A 17,634-nucleotide genomic window follows, 5' to 3' on the forward strand; every position below is an offset into this window, starting at 1 on the left:
TTTTAAATAGGAAAGGATTTGAGTAAATGGAGCACGTATCATTATTTTTAAACATGGAAAATTTGGAGGTAGCGCGCCTATATTTATTTGGTAGCGTGAAGTTTTTGGACTTATTACTTGTTGTTATGGCACTTGATATTATAACAGGTGTTGCAAAAGCGATTAAGAATGGCACCCTGTGGAGCCGAACGAGCCTGTTTGGGTATACACGTAAGCTGTTGGTCTTGGTTGTCGTTGTACTGGCAAACGTCGTGGACAAGGTGTTAGGCATGGGTGGCGCGATCACATATGCGACTGTAATCTTTTACATCGTCAACGAAGGACTGAGCATTTTAGAGAATCTCGCTCAAATGAATGTTGTTGTTCCTAAGAAGCTAGCTGGAAAGCTCCAAGTGATGGAGACAGAAGCGACTAAAAAAGAAACAGGGGGAAACGAATAATGCAGATTAAAAAGGATTTTATTAAAGTAGGTGCGCGTATCCGTCCACAAACAAAGATCAAAGCCACACATATCACAGTACATGAAACAGCAAACACTGGAAAAGGTGCAAATGCCGCAACGCACGCAAGATACTTGCATAACGGTGCTGGTGGTCGGTCTGTTAGTTGGCATTTTACGATTGACGACACCGAGATTATTCAGCACTTACCTGTGGATGAAATGGGTTGGCATGCAGGGGGCGAGGGGAACCAGAAATCAATTGGTGTGGAATTGTGTGTTAACCAAGACGGGAATTTTAACAAGACAAAAGAAAATGCAGCTTGGTTGGTTCGATATTTAATGAAAGAACTTGGTATCACGATTGATTGTGTGGTTACTCATAAACATTGGACGGGTAAAAATTGTCCTACTCGATTGCTTAAAGAATGGTCTGCTTTTAAACAGCTAATTGCAGGGGAAGAGCCGTCAAAACCTAGCCCACAGCAACCGCCTAACAACAGTGACAGCATCGGCACGGTAACGGTTAAAGCGGCGACACTATGGGTGTATGATCGTCCGGCGTGGGATGCAAGACACAAGACCGTTAAAGCAGGGGAAGTGTTTACGGTTACGCGTAAGCTAGATGTGGGTGGCTATGATATGTACCAGCTAAAAAGCGGACTTTATATCACCGCAAGTACCAAATATGTAGACTTTAAGCCGAATGGGAGCGGCAAGCCTATCGCAACAGCAAGAAAATCCACAGTAAGACAAGCAAGTGCAACTGCACAGAAGCAAACTAGCTTGACCACACAAACGCTACGCGCACGCCGACCGTATCCACGTGGAGAGCATGTCCGACGAGTACAACAAGCGCTGGCAAAACTGCATTACTACCCCGACAAAGGCGCAAAAAATAATGGGGTAGATAGTGTATATGGTGCCATGACGGCGGACGCGGTACGAAGGTTCCAGAGTATGCATGGGCTAGTGCAAGACGGTGTATATGGTTTAAAGACGCGCGCTAAAATCCTGTCATTACTATAGGAATAATATAGGATTTATGTTGAAATTGGTCTAATTTTGTCTAGTGTAATTTTTGTTCAAAAAAGTCTGCTTTTTATGTTGTTCATCTCCTTTTGATATGATAGAATGATAGAGCACCATGATAAAACATATTATACGAGGAGATGACAACATGAAGCAAAAACTTTCAAAGCTTATCAGTGCTACTGTTGCAGCTACATTGATTGCAACTGGGATTGGTTCTACTTTAGCAACAAGTAAGGCATCGGCAGCTACGCAAGGAACGGTTTCTCAACCATCTTCTACTTTCACAATGTCTACAAACTTTGAGCAATTAAAAAATGGTCATTCTGTTGATCGGGTTGAGCAACAGGGCGTTAAAGGTTGGATTGCGAAACAAGCGATACAGCTTCTTGCTTCCGCTATTCGTAATGGTGGAAAAGAGGTTTCAAAACTTGTTGGTTACCTCGATAAAGGTGCTGCAAAGGCTTTTAATAAAAATTCAGGTAAGATTGCCAATGAGTTAGATAAGATAGCAAAAATTCCTGATGTGACAGCTAATATGGTGAAGGATAAGCTTTACACTTTCTTGACAAAACAATTGAAAATGAAGGGCGGCGATGCGATGCAAATTGCTGATGCCGTTAAAGCAGTTGTGAACTGGCTTATCTTTTAATTAAATACGGGGGATTCCTCCATTTAAAAGGGGTATGTTTAGAATGAGTGAGCAACAGCAAATTCAACAGCTAAAGGAACAGGTGGAATTTTTACAAGAAGCAGTCCAATTTCTTTCGTTTTCTAAAAAGACGGACGAGAAATATGCTTTTTGGAATTGGCTTGTTCAAAACAACGTTTTTGGTGAATCTAGAATGAGACTAGATGCCCTTATGTTTATCTTAAATGAACGATTACAAGGGGAGCCTGTGTCAAAAAAAGACTTTCCACGTGTTTCTAGGGATTTACTTTATAAAGAAGGTTCTCCCACACGTGAGGAGGTCAAACAGTTGTTCATGGAAGCATTGGATACTGAAAATGAAGCAATGATTGATGATCTGTTTGAATCTTTACAGAGTCAAGGAATTCAAAGCGGATTAACTGAGTTATACTTTTCTAAATGTGTTTGAGCTTGAATTTTTAAGCTGGCGCTTTAATCAGCGCTGGCTTTTTTATGCCCTGATATGTCTAATATTTCTTACTAATAGTGTCTTTCCTACTGAACGAAAGGAATCGACTTTTAAAGATAGTAAACAACAATATATGCTATCGGTGTCGATAAATGATGACAAAAACAGTGCCATAGATACTCTTTTGCAGTTGATAGCGCTTGCGCGGTGCGCTACAATAATGTTAAGGATAACGCGCTTTGTAAACACTTACAGAGGATAAGAAGCGGGGTGGGTCATGAGTAAAAAGAAACTGTATATTTTAATTGCGGTTGTTGTGTTTCTGTTGTTAGGGTGGTTTTCGGGTTTTTTAAAGGCGTTGACATGGCATTTATGGCTTGCTTATGGGGTTTATTATGGCATTGTAACTGGAATTATTGTCATTGCTTTTACTCTGTGGTTAACGAGAAAGATGTGGGTATGGTTGCCTATAGCTATCATTATTTTGCTATCAATTGGAGGATGTTATATGCAAGAAGATACGGATATGAAGAGAGCGGAAGAAGTAGCCAAGTCTTTTTTAGAGGAAAATTACATGGGTGTTGAAAGTATCAAGGTAACAAATAAGGGACGAAACCCCATGGGGCATATTTCGGTTGGTGGTTATGTTAATGATGCTCCTGAAATGAATTTTGGTGTGACTATAAATGATGAATTTGAAGTGAGTGGCGTTACTGAATCTAAGGTTTTTTTGGAATGGAATAAGGAGGACGAATAGATATGAGTAATAAAAAGTCAATTGGCGCGACTACTGATGCAGTATACCAACATCTTTCAAGTGTTACTTATAATAAAGGCGATGACAGTCCTTATGAGGTTGGTAAGTCGCTACGAATTCGTACAGATAAACCGGATGGTTCGTGGAGCTACGAACGTTGGGAAGTGGTCGATATAATCCAAAATGACACACACGATGTCCACGCAATCGCGGTAAAAAAGGGTGACGAAGTAGTCATCTCTTACCGTGGCACTGATGCAACTACTGATTCTTGGGCACAGTCGTACCGTAACAACATTAAGAGTGCACCTCCCCGAGAAGATGTTGGACATGATTTGCGGAATGCTCGACGTAAATTACAGGGGAAAGAGCCAATAGAGAGAACAGAAGAGCAAAAAAGAGACAATCCGTATGATGTAGCAAATAATTTCGCCAATCAGGTACACAAAAAATATTCAAATTCAAGAATTACTGTCACCGGACATTCTGAGGGTGGAAGAAAAGCGTTATATGTCCATGTGAATAACCCTAATATTGCCAGTGCTACTACATTTTCAACCCCATCTGCATACGATCTATTTACTGCTGAACAAAAAGAACGCATCAATGCCGGAGATTTCGATAAATCTATCAGGCAATATCGCGTGGATTGGGACTTTTTAGGAAACCTGCAAACATGGTGGAATCCAAAAATAGGAACTGAAATAAAGCTCGACACTGGAAGTATGAACATGTATGACAACCATTTGCCTAGAGCATACGATAAATTTTTTGACGATGAAGGCATGATCCTAGACGGTATCGCGCCCTACGACGGTTATCACCCTGATATTAGCCCAACTGGAGCACGTAACATGATGTGGGCTGGCATGAATTCGCCACGGACAGGCTTTGCGTGGGGCGTTTTAGGTACTGCCTTAGGTGGTATCGGTTTTCAATCAGGAATGTTGCAGGCGGCTATCAACATGATGTATCCACGGTATATGACTTTTGATATATTGACAGGATCATATGCGTTTGAGCGCGCAATGTTTATGATGTCAAATTCTGGTGCAAGTAACGTGAATATAATGCCTACCATATCTAAAATGCTGGCGAATGATCCCACTCTATATGACCGAATCCGAAGTGTTCTAGGTGGAGGAATGGGCGGCTCGTCTAGTCATATTCTAGCTAATGTACAGATTCTAAATGATTTCCACATGTTAATTAGGTGTTTGGAAAGCATTACTCCTCCTGCAAGACCGGGACATTTTATTAAAACTAAGTCGCCAGCACTCACTGAACTTTTGAGTATAGGCAATGAGTCTAGTCATTTAGCGAAAGTGTTTTTGACACGCTTAATTGACGGGGCGCACAGGGAAGTAGCAGCGCTCGAAAAGTATTGGGATAAAGATAAAGAACTGGCGGCAGCGCTAAAGTTAGGGTGAATAAGATGTTAACGTTTGATTTTGCAGAAATACATGACATGTTAGGTTATGAGATTGTTCGCCGACAACATTACATTGAAGCGTTGTCCGTTGCAGCAGGAGCCATGGAGAGAATAGCCAATTGTGAGGACGTTTTACAGGGTCAAGGTGGAGACGGCGTGCGTGCACTGTATGTGCAAGTAAAATTACCCGCAATTAAGAAAGTAATAGACTTTAATCATACCTACATAGAAGTATTGAGTAGGGCACAATACCGCTTAGCCGATCTTGATAATAACAATGCATTGTGGGATGAAGAATTTATCACGCATGATCTAAAAAATCAAGTGTCTACAATCAATAGAGAAACACGGGAATTAGAGCGGGGCTTTAAACAAGTCTCACTGTTTGTCTCTGATCTTGTCTCTCTTGGTCATCTGAACGCTCAAAACGTTTATCAAACATCCGGTGAAGCGCGTGACCGAATTAAAAAGCTGAGTACCTTAATGGAAAACTTTGAGAGTACTGTGTGCAGCTTGAACGCTGTTTTACGGGATCGTTTACATAGTGCGAGAGCGGCGAAAGGGGGCATCCGGTAATGAACGAGGAAGCTATGCGAGCAAAAATAAGAAATAACAGCAGTAGGATAACAGACGAAAGAATAGCCCTAAAACGGCTTCAGGGCGATGAAGAACGACTGATAGGCGCGCGCCGGACTTTAGATCAGTGGATAGAAGAGGTAAGAAGTCAATCCTCTCTGGTATGGAAGCCTCAAATTGACCCGCGTTGGAAAGGGAGAGAAGCATTTTATTATCAAGACGATGTGCGTATGAGGTGGCAGGATAACCAGCAGAAATTAAAGTATCAGTTTGAGGACGCACAAGGTAAAATTGATTCGGCGTTAAGTCGTGTAAGAACAGATATAGCAACAAAATCTAAGCAAATTAGTCTGCTAAGTGCAGAAATAGACTCGCTCTACTGGTCATTAAGGATGGTGTAACTGTGGATTCTAAGCCTAAATATGATTATGACCCAGAAAAAGCGATAGAAAAGCTTGAAACGGCGTACAAGCAATTTGATGAGATGATAAAGTTAGACATGTTTACACCGCATATGGTGGAGTCAGCCAAAGAGGCAGGTATTGAGCCGCCCCGTGTTCTTTTGGATATTGATGCAATGGCAGCAGAATTTAATCATGATGTAGTAAATTTTGTTGAGAATGCAAAAATCAAAATCCGCGCCAAGCAAAAAGAGTTGCGTGAATATCTGGCGAATGAAAGTGACTAGGTATAGCCCTGTCTTGGTGAGAGAAGGCTAGGTGCTGTACATATGGAGGTAAACGCGTTAAAAATTTATAGAGAAGGAAGGGGTAATCAATGTGGATGTTGAACAAGAAGTGAAGGACTTATTAAGGCGTATAGAGAATAGAACTAAATTTACTACCATTTATATGTGGTTTACAGAGATTTGTCATACAAAAGAGGGAAGGGAAAAGAGGATTGATATTTGGGTGGAATATATACGCATGGCTTGTTGGCAATCTATATACTTTCTCTTGTTGATTTCCTTTTGGTTTAAATTTAGTGGAATTATTTTCTCCTATATTGATGGAATGAAATCAGCTATTGGACTAGTAATATTATTTTTTGTCATTCCTGTTGTAATTCCAATTGCTATATTAATTAAACGTAGTGATACACTTGTCTGTTCGGCATATAACATTACGGGCGAGAAATTAAAGAGCAAATTAGACTGTTTCAAAAAAAAACTAGCTGAAGAAGAGATAAATAATTGGTTGAATAATCCAAAGGTGAATGAGTGCATTGTACGTAAGCATGCTCTTCCAATTGTGGAGAGGAAAATAGAAAGGGAGATAAAAAGAAAAGAAGAGAAATCTGTTTCAGCTTTTTTATCAAGTATGATCCCGCCTGCTGTAATTGCCTTCTCTGTTGCGTTTGTTACTTTTATATTTGATATGGGGAAAGTACAAATGTTGAACGATCCCGAAGAAAAAGAAAAGCTGAATGATCCTACTTTTGTGGACGTGATTGTCTCTTCTTTTATGATATACTTTTATATTATATTTGGGATGATGGTTTTTTTGGGAGGAGTTATTCATTTTTTGCTATTGCCTATGCGGCAAAATGGACCTAAAATGCGTAGACTGATACTACTGAAAAAGATTCTCTCTATGTATTTAGCTAAAAAAGATATGAATCGTATAATATGAGAAAGAGAATTTGCCTTGTTTGGCGACAAAACTAGACATATACAACAGGCGGGAACGTGCTATAATACAAGCGTCACCGCCTAGGTGATTTACGGTATAGGGAGGGCTTTTGCCCTTCTTTTTTATTTTGATAGGCAGTTTGTTGCGCTAGTAATCCCATTGTGCTATAGTAAATTTACATCACATCACCTTTTTCATATATGAATGATGTATTCATCCAGTAGGACTGCTCCTTGTTGCAAGGGGTGGTTCTTTTTGTTTATCGTCAAATAAATTCAGATTTATCTAACCTGTTAGTACCTTATATGATTACTGTGAGATGGTCACAAAATTAACCAAACGAACAAAAAAATTTACGACTTTATACGATTAAGAAATACAATTAACACCTATAAAATGCTTTTTTCATCAAAAAACACTACTTTATCTTAGGTTATTATGTGTTTTAAAGTCGTAAAAAGAAGATAACTTATTGTAGACATTGATCAATATTGTGCTAAACTTGCATTATAGAATAACTCATTGTTAATGAAGGGATGCCTATTCGTTACTTTTGCGTTAATTATATACTTTGTTTAGGGGGTGGTCAAAATGGTGTAGATTAGGAAGTTCGTGTGCATACATTAAATTTTGGAGTTTGTTGACGTTGTGATTCTTGTTGTGGTATTATTTTGATACCATGACAAACCTATAATAAGGGGGAAATTTTGCTCATGGCTATGAAATCGTTTTTAGCTGCTTTGTCAGTTTTGGTAATGTTTATGTTGGTTGCTCCTTCCTTTGCATCCGCTTCCACGGACGGTGTCCCGAACATGGAGTTAAAAAAGGACTTTGATGATCTCGGGAAATATGATGATGATATTATTGAAGAGCAAGGCTGGAAACTTTGGACGATTAAACAGGCGTTAAGGCATGGAGGAGATATTCTAAGTAAAATCATCAAACCATTGAGCAAAAAGAATGCTAATCTGGTAAAAAAGTATTCTAAAAAAATGGCTGATGGTCTGGATAAATTCTCAACGAAATCTGAAAAAGCGATAGCTACAGGATTCGAGAAGGTGGGAATTCCTAAAAATGCCGCAAAAACCTTGGCAAAGATTGTAGCTGGGTGGATTTTGTAAACTGTTAATAGAGAGCGTCCTGTTCTAAAGGGCGCTTGCTTTGCTTAACATATATACATAGTAAACGGAAGGGGAGAACAAAAATGTATAAAAAAGTAATTGGATATACGGCGGTACTCGCGGCAATTATATTGATGTATGTTGCAACTATTTTTCTCGCGGGAACGTTTTTCACCTTTATTCCGTTTCTTGCGATTGAAGTAGACTCGTTTTTCTCACTGTTCTTTTTCAGTATTTTTATTGTCTTGTACGTTGTTGTTGCTGAGATTGTAAACATTTTTGTGCGTGTTTTTGATTCTTTTGGTATAGATTGGTTGTCAAAAACATTTAGTAAAAATGGAACGGGTATATATATTCATGGGGGACTATCTTTCATATATATATATATCATAGAAATAAATTTTGACGGCGTAAGAATTCCTGTCTATTCTCTTGTGCTCTTACACTTATGTTTGATGTTAGGGGTTTATTTCTTCTTTAGGAGGAAAATAAATGATGATATTGAATCAGATGACATGGAAGAAGAAAGGCATCAGATGAACAAATAGGAGTACTCCCCCTTGCAAAAGAAATTTTCTAGCAGGGGGGATTCTTTGTTAATGGCTGAAATATTTCTATTTGTAGCGCAGAAACGCTAAATATTCACGTAACAATCTGTTTTCTTCTTCTGTAAGCTGCTCGTCTGCCAAAGGAAGGGTGGCATTAACAGTACGACCCAATAAATAATCGGCTGAGACGTTAAATGTATCACAAATTTTTATTAATGTAGATGTATCAGGGTTTCGGTTACCTGTCTCGTAACCCGACACAGACACCTTTGTTACTCCTAGCATTTGCCCAAGTTGTTCTTGTGTCAGTTTCCTTTTTTTTCTAAGTGCACGCAAGTGATCTGGTTTTATAGACATATGCAACTTCCTTTCGTATCAGCGTTTTTTGTGAGTCACCCAAAATTAAACTATTTGTATACCATTATACACCAGTCGCGGTAATTTTTTTATCTAAAAATAGCATTTCGTCTTTAAACGACAGAACAATACAAAACAAGGTTTTTTTCGCCGAAGGATTACTCTTTATAACGGCGAATAATAAACGAACGGGGATCATTATGAGATCTTTGTAAAAATTTGTAAGGGGGAAGAACGATGTCCAAAGATGTAAAAGCCGTAGAATTGGATACGGTGCGTGATATTACAGACAAAACGCGTGAATTGCTTGAATCAATTGGTCTGTGGGGGAAAGCTGATGCATGGACACCAGCAATGATGTGGCATTTAGCTAAAGGAGAAAATAGCGATGGTATAAAGATGCGTGATCAGATATGCTTTGAGCAGGTTATACTTGCTACCAAAAGAATGGTGCCGGAACGAATGATGGATTTAATGAATGAGTATATATGCGCTTTGGATCGAGAAAGTCGTGACCACTTGAAAGACGCAATGGAATATGCGACATTGTATAACCAAAAAGAGGTACTGCGGAAAATAATTGAGCGGAACCGAAATGATGTGCACTTAGAAGAGTGGCTAATGGTATATAGTTTGTTGTTAGAGGTTCTGGAAGGGAATTTGTCCTATAAAGGGATTATTAATAAGTCGCGCGATCTTGTGGGGCATGTATTTGACACGGTTTTAAAGACGCGGCTTGAATTATTAGAGGTTTATGCATATGAGCGGCTTGGATACACCGAAAAAGCCACATCTCTTATTGACCATCTTCCAGAGAAATTTTTACGCATTCAGCAAGGTTTCACGAAAAGTGTATTAGCCAGTCGTGCTGCTTTATCAATGGCAAATTGCTTGTTGTTTGTTAAAGGTGATTCAGAGAGAGCGCACCAGCAATATCTGTCTGCCGTGAAAAATGACTCCCCATCTGAAGTGATGCTTGCATACGTCAATCATGGATTAGGGTTATCCACACTTTTTTTTGAGGATGGACGTTGTTTGCAGTATATAAGAAAAGCTATATCCCATGCGAAGCAGGCGGGATTAACAGAATATGCTGAGATGTTGGAGAGGGAAGACTATCCTTTTATACGGAATGTTCAAGGGGAAAAATTTGACTTGACTGGGGTTGTACAGGAAGAGAAAATCCACCAATATATTGTTCGCGGTAATAGTGAAGAAGCATTGCGATTGATTGAGGAAGTGGAAAAACAGGGTAAAGATAGCGCTTTCTTGACATATTATAAAGGTAAAGCGACTAAAGATAAGTTTACCTTGGCGCGTGCCTTAGAACGGTTCGAGGTTGAAAGCAAACTACACTTGTTGCCGCTTGTTAAACGAGAAATTGGAATTCCTTTTAAAAAAGAGGAGGATGTGTCGTGAAAAATATGAAGAGGCTCAAGATACTTGTTGTTGGTGCTGTTGCCCTAAGCGCTGTTGTCGGTGCAAGTTTGAGTGGAGTTGTGGAGCCGCTCGGGCATAATGTTCCAGGTGCCGCTTCCACAATCGGCGTTGAAGGCGTAAAATCAGATGGGCACAATGTGCCTGGGTAATTGTTATAAACAGTTTCAATTTATGGGGGCTTCCCGCCCTCTTTTTTTTATCCCTATTTTACATTTATTATTTTTTAAACCATATTTTAGCGCGATAATGTACACTTTAGTGTACTGTAAAACATGTAGTCTGTATGATATAATTCGGGGAGCGGTTAATAAGCTAATTAATGAATATTCATTCCTACATTTTTTCATTATTCTTCATTTTGTAGTCATCTAGTAAGATACATACGGAAGGAGATGGAAAAGGATATTGCTTGAAACAAGAACGTGGGTTCTGTATAATGGTAGATGGTAGTATGAAAAAGGCGCTCCCTGCACAGGAGCGTTTTAAAAAGCGTTAAATGAACCAATAGGGGCGTTCCTTTCGAGGGGAGCGTTCGACTTAATAACTGGGGGCGTTCCATATGAGGGGCGCTTGAAGAGAATAAATGGAGGTTTGCACCACATGGAAAAAGTCATCATAGAGGAAGCTATGGAAATCACGGACGTATTAAAGAAGTTTTCTTCCACGTGCGAGGTGGAGGACATTTTATCAAAAGTTATTGCGAGTCATCAAGATTAGGTTTTTCAGACACGGCTTTCTCAAATGCTTTACGTAACTCTTTTATAAATATCTTTTTTTGTTCTTCGCTCAACGCTTTTCCTTGATGGGCGAAGGGCATTTTTAGTATTTCTTCGTCTGTTAATTGATCAAACTCGATCCTAAACCTTTCAGCATTTCGCTTGGAGGTTTCTTTATATTCTTCTGTCATGTCCCAGTACCCGCACACAGCCATCAATTCTTTATACGTTGTTGTTGTCAAAAGTGTAGATAGGGTTTTGACGGCTTCTAGGCTTGGCTTTCTTTTTTCTTTTTCAATGTTAGATAAAGTCCCCTTATGGATTCCAGACGCTGTTGAAAGGGAGGTTATTGTTTTGTAGCCACTTTTTTTTCTATGTGTTGCAATGAAACTGCCGTAACTCATGTTTTGCATTGTTCGATCATCTCCTATGACTTGTGATGGTTGTGGTCTATTTAACATATACAAAAAACAGAAAAATTTCCTCTAGTCTCATTTCTTTTGGAGCGTACAATAATAAAAGTAACTAAAATTGCATTAAAAAGTAACTAAAACTATATAACAGTATACCAACGGGGTTGCCTGTTTGCAACATTTTTTATTTCTGATGATACATTCAAAATAGCCGTAACCATTGGTATGACGGGAAATAAGCAAGCGTCTAAAAATTAAATAGGACTTTTACGGACATTTAAAAAAAGAGGGTTGCAAATTAGCAACCAGTCGTGCTATAATTATAATATCAAGTCAAGAAGTTGATTGAAATTGTTTTTTGGGGGTTTAAAGGGTGTCAGAGCGAGGTGTGAGACTAGATGTAAAAAAGCTAAAAAAAATCGCGCGGGCTAAAGGATTAATGAGACTGTGTGAGATAAGCGACGCTATAGGAGTTCATAGATCTCAAATATGGCGGTACAGCTTGCCGACTAATCACAAAGAATACAGTTCACCAAGAGGTCGCGTTATTGCTAAGATATTAGATTCATTTGATGCATCGTTTGAAGACGTGTTTTTTTTAGAAGAAATAGTTGCAAATACGCAACACCCAAAGGAAGCATTATGAAAGTAGAAGCTAACAAAAATGAGAAGTTAATTTTATATATTAGTTGGGAGGGGAAAGCATGAATGATCTACAAACAAAGGAATTGCAGGAAATTGAAAGCATTGACTTTATCGGCAACGAGCAAGAAAAAGAACGCTTTAAAATTACCGATCAAGCAAAATTGAATTGGGCGTTTAGGAAATTAGCCGTGCTTGATGAAAAGGAAAAAAGTGTGGAGGAGATAGCCGCTCAAGAGATGGAACGGATCAAAGAATGGAAAGAGTCGGAGCTTGCGCCTGTGCGTGATAAGCGGGAATCTCTTGAATCCTTGGTACAGGAATACCACAGTTTGGCACTGAAATATGATCCCACAGCTAAGACCCTAAAAACTCCACATGGTCGATGCAAAAGCATCACCCGCAAACCAACACCAATCGCGGCAGACAAGTACAAGCTGTTAGAGCATGTTAAGACGGCGGGCGCGACGGAATTTGTAAAGGTGAAGGAAGAAGTCAAGTGGAGCGACTACAAGAAATTATTAAATGTGGTCACGGTTGGCGGAAAAGAAACGGTCATTGACGAAAACGGGCAAGAGGTTGCAGGCGTAACTATCCAGCCCGAAACAACGACTTACAAGATAGACTTGGGGTGATAATACATGTTTGAAGTCCATACGGCACGCAGGGAAAAACAAAAAGCTATTGTGGGATTGATTGGCGCGAGCGGATCGGGCAAAACAGCAGGTGCGTTATTGCTTGCATTAGGTATGATGCGCGCTGCCTACCCAGATGCGGAAGAATCAACATTGTGGAGCAAGATTGGTGTGGCAGATACGGAGCACAAGCGAAGTAATCAATATGCCGACGTAAGTTTTGGTCAAGAGCGCATAGGTGGGTTCCAATATGTTAATTTTACGCCACCTTACAATACTGATAACTATATAGCCGCGGTTGAGTCGCTAAAAAAAGCAGGTGCGGAAGTAGTGATTATAGATAGCCTTTCCCATCATTGGTTTGGTGAGGGCGGGGTATTAGAGCAACACTCAAAAATGGGTGGGAACTCTTTTAAAAATTGGGACAGCATGAGTGAAGAAATCAAGAATCTTATAAAAATGTTGACGCATAACAATGTGCACATTATATGTACCTTACGCACCAAGCAGGAATATGGAATAGAAATGAATGAACACGGACGCATGCAGCCTGTCAAATTAGGGACAAAGCCAATTCAAAAGGCAGAGCTAGAATATGAATTCATGCTCAACTTTTCGCTAGACATGAACAACAAAGCTACAGCAACCAAAGATAACACGATGCTATTTAAAGATGAAGGAATGCGATTGTCTCCAGAAGTTGGAGAAAAGCTATACAAATGGCTTGAGCACGGTGTGGACGTAGCCGCAGAGGAGGAAGAAGAACGGCAAAAGTTACTCCATAAGATTGATGTCATCGTGACAGTTGAGGAGGACAAGCGAAAAATTCTAGATCAGATCGAGTTTAAAATGGGTAAGAAAGTAGCAGAATTCGAGCTTAAACACGTGAAATTGGCTTACGAACGACTACAATAAAATTAATATTGGGGGAATTATGATGTTTTTGAAAGTGAATCACAAAGCAGGTAGCGACAACAAAATAAAAGCAGGCGAATATGAGGTAATCGTCCATAATTGTGAAAAACGCCGAACGCAGAATGGTAATCCGATGGTTTCAGTGGATTATGAAATCCGTGAAGATGTTAACCAAGAGTACGGCGGGCAGAAAATCCGGTTTGACAACTTTGTACACACGGCAAAGACTGAATTCAGGTTTCAGCAGTTGTCACGTGCGGTACGTCTAGAGGACGGCATGCCAATTGAAACGGCAGATGATTGGATAAAAGCGGTAATGGGCAAACCGTTGCGAATTAAAGTGACCGTGCCGAAAAACGAAAAAGGGGAAGATGGATTCCCAGAGGTCAAGGAATATATGGAATCTCAAGCAGCACCTCCTGCACCTGTTAACGTTGGTCAGGGCGACTTTCCTTTCTAATTATCCGATCAATTGAGGGGCTTCGGCTCCTCTCTATAAAAAAGTGCATGGCTAATCTGGATTCTAACAAAAATCGGAAGGGATGAAATGAATTGAAAGTGATCGAGCGAAAAGGTCAGTTGTGGGTTGATAGTCGCGATGTGGCAGAAATGACTGGGAAACGTCATGACCATTTAATGCGGGATATTGACGGGTATAAAGCGATCATGGAGCAAACCCCAAATTTGGGGGCTGCTAGTTTTTTTCAAGAAAGCAGCTATAAAGCGGGTGCAGGGAAGAACTATAGATGTTATCTACTTACCAAAAAAGGTTGTGAAATGGTTGCCAACAAATTGACAGGAACAAAAGGTATCAAGTTTACTGCTGTCTATGTCAACGAATTTGAAGAGATGAAAAATCAGCTAAAAACAAAGGCTGCTCATGAGACACCGCAGACGCTCCCCGATGCGCTACGTATGGCAGCCGATGCAATAGAAGAAAAACAGAAGCTACAAATTGAGAATGCGGAGATGGAACCGAAAGCGTCCTACTTTGATAAAGTGATGCAAAGTGAATCGCTGTTGACGGTATCACAAATTGCGAAAGACTACGGCATGAGTGCGCGACAGCTTAATAGTATCCTCAACGAATTAGGCGTGCAATACAAACAGAATGGGTGTTGGTTGCTTTATGCCAAATATCAAGACAAGGGGTATACACAAACCAAGACGGAAATTATTTATGGTCAGGTTGTACTGTATACCAATTGGACGCAAGAAGGGCGCTGGTTTATTTATAACCTGCTAAAGCAAGAAAAGCACTTGGTGCCATTGATGGAAAGAGAAATAGAATTTGTATGAAGTCAGGAGTAATTTTTATAGCCAAAGCATAAGGCGCTTGTTTATCTACATAGGCGAGGGGAGGTAAAGCATGTATAACTTTACAAGTATACCGGACGAGCTTAAACAATGCCCACAGTGGGTGCTATGGCGCAAGGTGATCCCCAAGAACGAAGATAAGCCACGTAAAGTGCCGTTTCAGGTGAACGGTGCACATGCCAAGCCAAATGATCCAGAGACGTGGACAATGTTTACGGACGTGGTGCAAGCATATAAAAATGGCAGCTTCGACGGCATCGGGTTTGTGTTTACTGAATCTGATCCGTATGTGGGTATCGACATAGATCATTGTATAGAGGGTGATGTATTTAGTCCTCTTGCTCACGACATAGTGTACAAGCTCAACAGTTATACGGAGCGTTCGCCTTCGGGCACGGGGCTACACATTATTATAAAAAGCGATCTAGTTATGGGAAAAAGAAATACGAAGCAAGGCGTAGAAGTATATTCGCATGGCAGGTACTTTACGTTCACTGGAAACGTAGTGAATGCCGTAGATGTGGAAGAGCGCACGGACGAGATTAAAGCTGTTTTGGATGCCTATATACCGGACAAACAATCCAAGTATCCACAATTTGTGCAGAGTAATTCACACAATCCACAGCCTAATGCATTGTATGCCAATCTTAATGACCAAGAGTTACTAAATAAAATGTTTAGCAGTGCTAGAGGTGCGGCCATAAAGCAATTGTTTGACGGTCACCTAATAAATGATGATCACTCTGCTAGTGATATGGCGTTATGTAACCACCTAGCATTTTGGCTGGATAGAGACGCGGCACATATGGACGCAATATTCCGTCAATCGTCATTGATGAGGGACAAATGGGACGAGCAACGAGGGGACAACACATATGGTGCGTTATGCATCCAAAAAGCTATATGTGAGTGTAACAAGACAATCAGTGAGTATAAGCAGGAGAGACAACAGGAGAGAGCACAGACAGCACAAACAACAAAGCAGGGCTATGCAGGGACTGCACCGGATGCACAAAATCAGCCACAATTTAATTTTACGGAGCTTGGAAACGCAATGCGAATAAAACACCATCAAGGGCACCGCATCAGGTATTGTGAGGAACTCGAATGGATGATCTGGAACGGTAAAAAATGGCGGCGGGATCGCGCGGGCAAGATGCGCGTTATTGCGTCGGATGTTCTTGGTAAATTGCACGAAGAAGCCGATAAAGTGCAGGACGAAAAAGAAAAGATAAAAGCAAAAAAGTGGGCTATGAGTTGCGAGTCACGCAAGGTAATTGATGCTAGCATTGATCTGCTTAGCTCATATGTCCCTGTTGAAAAAAGAGAATTTGACCAGCACGAAATGCTATTAAACTGTTCGAATGGTGTAGTTGATTTGACAACGGGAGAGGTTAAACCGCATGATAAAAATCTTTACTTAACACAAATGACAGATGTTGAATATGACCCTGATGCCATATGTCCTACGTGGTTGAACTTTCTAAAAACCATTATTGTGGACAAGTCAGGGAAGACGGATACTGAAACGCTAGGCTACTTACAAAAAGCGTTTGGCTATGCGCTAACTGGTTCTACAAAAGAGCAATGCATGTTCTTTTTCCACGGTGGGGGCAAAAATGGTAAAAGCACGTTGGTGTCCACTTTGCAGGAAGTGTTAGGCGACTACGGCAAACAAGCGGATTCCAAGACATTTGTCAAGAAAAAGCACGAAGGAGTAAGCACCGATATAGCTATGTTGGACGGAAGTCGATTTGTGGCAGTGTCAGAAAGCGAAGAAGGGCAACAACTAGACGAATCGTTAGTCAAACAATTGACGGGAAGTGATAGTGTCACGGCGCGATTCTTGTTTAAAGATAACTTCACGTTCAAACCATCCTTCAAAATCTTTTTTAGCACTAACCATAAACCCATTGTGAAAAATGATGACGAGGGAATATGGCGGCGGGTACATTTGATCCCATTTAACGCATATATACCGCCGAAAAACCGTGATTTTGATTTACCTCAAAAGCTAAAGGCAGAGTTATCAGGCATACTTGCTTGGATGGTGCGGGGGGCGTTGAAGTGGCAGAAGGAAGGCTTGGAGAAGCCGGAGATGGTGGAGCAGTCCACACGTGTGTATAGAGAGGAAATGGACATTTTAGCGCCGTTTATAGATGAGCTATGCATAAAACACACCGAAGCAAAGATAGAAGCGAAAGCGTTACATGGGCACTATAAAGATTGGTGTTTTAAAAACGACGAAACGTTAAAAGCAACATCTAGCCAAAAATTTTACCGAATGCTGGAAATGCGCGGATTCAAGAAAGAACGTGGAAACTACAATAAAATGTATTTTTATGGAATTGGATTGAAGAAAGACTACATTCAACTTGTCAGAGATCAAAAAAGTAACACCAAAAAAGAAAAAAGTAACACAAAAAGTAACACCGATCGGACATTTATTGAAGTGAAGCTAGACGGATTGTGAACATGCTAATCCCAATAGCGCCAAGGGTTACAATGATAATTTTTAATGTGCTTATTATAGTCAGTGTTACTTTTGTTACTTATGTTACTT

The 17,634-nt window shown here is 40.2% G+C and carries 22 protein-coding genes; 20 read left to right on the top strand and 2 right to left on the bottom strand.

From position 1 onward, the window contains the following. The first annotated feature begins 26 nt into the window (after nucleotides 1–26). The 12 genes from BLT29_RS06175 (at nucleotide 27) to BLT29_RS06230 (ending at nucleotide 8,636) form a co-directional block, all read left to right on the top strand. Nucleotides 27–440 carry a phage holin family protein gene (locus tag BLT29_RS06175; protein ID WP_090775444.1) on the top strand — a complete coding sequence of 138 codons (414 nt, stop codon included), beginning with the start codon at nucleotides 27–29 and terminating at the stop codon, nucleotides 438–440. Further along, complete coding sequence (locus BLT29_RS13860; protein WP_281241404.1) at nucleotides 440–1,468, top strand: N-acetylmuramoyl-L-alanine amidase; 1,029 nt, start codon at nucleotides 440–442, stop codon at nucleotides 1,466–1,468. Before BLT29_RS06175 ends, BLT29_RS13860 begins: the two co-directional genes overlap by 1 nt. Nucleotides 1,469–1,619: 151 nt before the next feature. After that, nucleotides 1,620–2,123, top strand: coding sequence for a YqxI family protein (locus tag BLT29_RS06185; protein ID WP_090775445.1), 504 nt, complete (start codon nucleotides 1,620–1,622; stop codon nucleotides 2,121–2,123). A gap of 43 nt (nucleotides 2,124–2,166) precedes the next feature. Beyond that, nucleotides 2,167–2,571 (top strand): hypothetical protein, encoded by a 405-nt coding sequence (locus BLT29_RS06190; protein WP_090775446.1) that lies wholly within the window; start codon nucleotides 2,167–2,169, stop codon nucleotides 2,569–2,571. A gap of 277 nt (nucleotides 2,572–2,848) precedes the next feature. Further along, nucleotides 2,849–3,328, top strand: a complete 480-nt coding sequence (locus BLT29_RS06195; RefSeq protein WP_090775447.1) for a DUF1433 domain-containing protein — start codon at nucleotides 2,849–2,851, stop codon at nucleotides 3,326–3,328. 2 nt (nucleotides 3,329–3,330) lie between these two features. Continuing rightward, nucleotides 3,331–4,758 (top strand): hypothetical protein, encoded by a 1,428-nt coding sequence (locus BLT29_RS06200; RefSeq protein ID WP_090775448.1) that lies wholly within the window; start codon nucleotides 3,331–3,333, stop codon nucleotides 4,756–4,758. A gap of 5 nt (nucleotides 4,759–4,763) precedes the next feature. Continuing rightward, entirely contained in the window at nucleotides 4,764–5,336 is a 573-nt protein-coding gene (locus tag BLT29_RS06205) for a T7SS effector LXG polymorphic toxin (protein ID WP_090775449.1), read from the top strand. Further along, a complete protein-coding gene (locus tag BLT29_RS06210) occupies nucleotides 5,336–5,737 on the top strand; it encodes a DUF5082 family protein (protein ID WP_090775450.1) in 402 nt (133 codons plus the stop codon). The genes BLT29_RS06205 and BLT29_RS06210 overlap by 1 nt, the downstream gene beginning before the upstream one ends. A gap of 2 nt (nucleotides 5,738–5,739) precedes the next feature. Then, nucleotides 5,740–6,024: a hypothetical protein gene (locus tag BLT29_RS06215; protein ID WP_090775451.1), complete on the top strand. Its 285-nt coding sequence runs from the start codon at nucleotides 5,740–5,742 to the stop codon at nucleotides 6,022–6,024. Nucleotides 6,025–6,115: 91 nt separating this feature from the next. Beyond that, on the top strand, nucleotides 6,116–6,967 hold the full coding sequence (locus BLT29_RS06220; RefSeq protein ID WP_090775452.1) for a hypothetical protein: 852 nt from the start codon (nucleotides 6,116–6,118) through the stop codon (nucleotides 6,965–6,967). A 713-nt stretch (nucleotides 6,968–7,680) separates the two neighbouring features. Next, entirely contained in the window at nucleotides 7,681–8,088 is a 408-nt protein-coding gene (locus BLT29_RS06225) for a YqxI family protein (protein WP_090775453.1), read from the top strand. Between the two features lie 83 nt (nucleotides 8,089–8,171). Continuing rightward, nucleotides 8,172–8,636, top strand: a complete 465-nt coding sequence (locus tag BLT29_RS06230; protein ID WP_090775454.1) for a hypothetical protein — start codon at nucleotides 8,172–8,174, stop codon at nucleotides 8,634–8,636. A 66-nt stretch (nucleotides 8,637–8,702) separates the two neighbouring features. Here BLT29_RS06230 and BLT29_RS06235 read toward each other — a convergent pair whose 3' ends face one another. Further along, nucleotides 8,703–8,993, bottom strand: a complete 291-nt coding sequence (locus tag BLT29_RS06235) for a helix-turn-helix domain-containing protein (protein ID WP_090775455.1) — start codon at nucleotides 8,991–8,993, stop codon at nucleotides 8,703–8,705. Between the two features lie 237 nt (nucleotides 8,994–9,230). Here BLT29_RS06235 and BLT29_RS06240 point away from each other — a divergent pair, with 237 nt between their 5' ends. Then, entirely contained in the window at nucleotides 9,231–10,412 is a 1,182-nt protein-coding gene (locus BLT29_RS06240; protein WP_090775456.1) for an AimR family lysis-lysogeny pheromone receptor, read from the top strand. After that, nucleotides 10,409–10,582 (top strand): hypothetical protein, encoded by a 174-nt coding sequence (locus BLT29_RS13325; RefSeq protein ID WP_176763834.1) that lies wholly within the window; start codon nucleotides 10,409–10,411, stop codon nucleotides 10,580–10,582. Before BLT29_RS06240 ends, BLT29_RS13325 begins: the two co-directional genes overlap by 4 nt. A 545-nt stretch (nucleotides 10,583–11,127) precedes the next feature. On the opposite strand, the gene BLT29_RS06245 is transcribed toward BLT29_RS13325, so the two are convergent. After that, nucleotides 11,128–11,562: a helix-turn-helix domain-containing protein gene (locus BLT29_RS06245; protein WP_090775457.1), complete on the bottom strand. Its 435-nt coding sequence runs from the start codon at nucleotides 11,560–11,562 to the stop codon at nucleotides 11,128–11,130. A gap of 373 nt (nucleotides 11,563–11,935) precedes the next feature. On the opposite strand from BLT29_RS06245, the gene BLT29_RS06250 reads away from it, so the two are divergent. From BLT29_RS06250 to BLT29_RS06275, 6 genes are all read left to right on the top strand, one after another. Beyond that, entirely contained in the window at nucleotides 11,936–12,208 is a 273-nt protein-coding gene (locus BLT29_RS06250; protein WP_090775458.1) for a helix-turn-helix domain-containing protein, read from the top strand. 58 nt (nucleotides 12,209–12,266) lie between these two features. Further along, nucleotides 12,267–12,839: a host-nuclease inhibitor Gam family protein gene (locus BLT29_RS06255; protein ID WP_090775459.1), complete on the top strand. Its 573-nt coding sequence runs from the start codon at nucleotides 12,267–12,269 to the stop codon at nucleotides 12,837–12,839. A 6-nt stretch (nucleotides 12,840–12,845) separates the two neighbouring features. Continuing rightward, nucleotides 12,846–13,754, top strand: coding sequence for an AAA family ATPase (locus tag BLT29_RS06260; RefSeq protein ID WP_090775460.1), 909 nt, complete (start codon nucleotides 12,846–12,848; stop codon nucleotides 13,752–13,754). A 22-nt stretch (nucleotides 13,755–13,776) separates the two neighbouring features. After that, complete coding sequence (locus BLT29_RS06265; protein ID WP_176763835.1) at nucleotides 13,777–14,214, top strand: DUF669 domain-containing protein; 438 nt, start codon at nucleotides 13,777–13,779, stop codon at nucleotides 14,212–14,214. 98 nt (nucleotides 14,215–14,312) lie between these two features. Beyond that, on the top strand, nucleotides 14,313–15,053 hold the full coding sequence (locus tag BLT29_RS06270) for a Rha family transcriptional regulator (RefSeq protein WP_245701143.1): 741 nt from the start codon (nucleotides 14,313–14,315) through the stop codon (nucleotides 15,051–15,053). Between the two features lie 70 nt (nucleotides 15,054–15,123). Further along, complete coding sequence (locus BLT29_RS06275) at nucleotides 15,124–17,544, top strand: phage/plasmid primase, P4 family (protein WP_090775462.1); 2,421 nt, start codon at nucleotides 15,124–15,126, stop codon at nucleotides 17,542–17,544. Nucleotides 17,545–17,634: the final 90 nt, after the last annotated feature.

Source organism: Shouchella lonarensis, from assembly GCF_900096965.1.
Lineage (GTDB): Bacteria > Bacillota > Bacilli > Bacillales > Bacillaceae_D > Shouchella > Shouchella lonarensis.